The organism is Lentzea terrae (assembly GCF_003265345.1).
Lineage (GTDB): Bacteria > Actinomycetota > Actinomycetes > Mycobacteriales > Pseudonocardiaceae > Lentzea > Lentzea terrae.
In genome coordinates, this window is the sequence record NZ_QFWW01000051.1 from 1 (window position 1) to 1425 (window position 1425).

At 56.1% G+C, this 1425-nt stretch carries 1 rRNA gene; it reads left to right on the forward strand.

Annotated elements, in window-relative coordinates:
- Positions 1-1388, forward strand: a 23S ribosomal RNA gene (locus DI276_RS47665); the annotation flags it as partial.
- Positions 1389-1425: the final 37 nt, after the last annotated feature.

A 1425-nucleotide genomic window follows, 5' to 3' on the forward strand; every position in this document is an offset into this window, starting at 1 on the left:
AGGCTGAGACGTGATGCGTAGCCGATTGAGGCGAAGTAGAGTGATCCCATGCTGCCGAGAAAAGCCTCTAGCGAGCTTTCACGCGGCCCGTACCCCAAACCGACACAGGTGGTCAGGTAGAGAATACCGAGGCGATCGGGCGAACTGTGGTTAAGGAACTCGGCAAAATGCCCCCGTAACTTCGGGAGAAGGGGGGCCGTAGCGCTTGAAGCCTCTTGCAGGCTAGGGCGAGACGGCCGCAGAGACCAGCGAGAAGCGACTGTTTACTAAAAACACAGGTCCATGCGAAGTCGCAAGACGATGTATATGGACTGACGCCTGCCCGGTGCTGGAACGTTAAGGGGACCGGTTAGTCCGTAAGGGCGAAGCTGAGAACTTAAGCGCCAGTAAACGGCGGTGGTAACTATAACCATCCTAAGGTAGCGAAATTCCTTGTCGGGTAAGTTCCGACCTGCACGAATGGCGTAACGACTTCTCGACTGTCTCAACCGCAGGCCCGGCGAAATTGCATTACGAGTAAAGATGCTCGTTACGCGCGGCAGGACGGAAAGACCCCGGGACCTTTACTATAGCTTGGTATTGGTGTTCGATTCGGCTTGTGTAGGATAGGTGGGAGACTGTGAAGCGGCCACGCCAGTGGTTGTGGAGTCATCGTTGAAATACCACTCTGGTCGTATTGGATGTCTAACCTCGGTCCGTGATCCGGATCAGGGACAGTGCCTGGTGGGTAGTTTAACTGGGGCGGTTGCCTCCCAAAGAGTAACGGAGGCGCTCAAAGGTTCCCTCAGCCTGGTTGGCAATCAGGTGTTGAGTGCAAGTGCACAAGGGAGCTTGACTGTGAGACTGACGGGTCGAGCAGGGACGAAAGTCGGAACTAGTGATCCGGCCATGGCTTGTGGAAGCGTGGTCGCTCAACGGATAAAAGGTACCCCGGGGATAACAGGCTGATCTTGCCCAAGAGTCCATATCGACGGCATGGTTTGGCACCTCGATGTCGGCTCGTCGCATCCTGGGGCTGGAGTAGGTCCCAAGGGTTGGGCTGTTCGCCCATTAAAGCGGTACGCGAGCTGGGTTTAGAACGTCGTGAGACAGTTCGGTCCCTATCCGCCGCGCGCGTAGGATACTTGAGGAAGGCTGTCCCTAGTACGAGAGGACCGGGACGGACGGACCGCTGGTGTGCCAGTTGTTCTGCCAAGAGCATTGCTGGTTGGCTACGTTCGGAAGGGATAACCGCTGAAGGCATCTAAGCGGGAAGCTCGTTCCAAGATGAGGTATCCCACTCCTTGTGAGTTAAGGCCCCCAGCTAGACCACTGGGTTGATAGGCCAGAGGTGGAAGACCGGTAACGGTTGGAGCTGACTGGTACTAATAGGCCGAGGACTTGTTACAAAGACGCTACGCATCCACTGTGCGGTTCTGGAAGAAC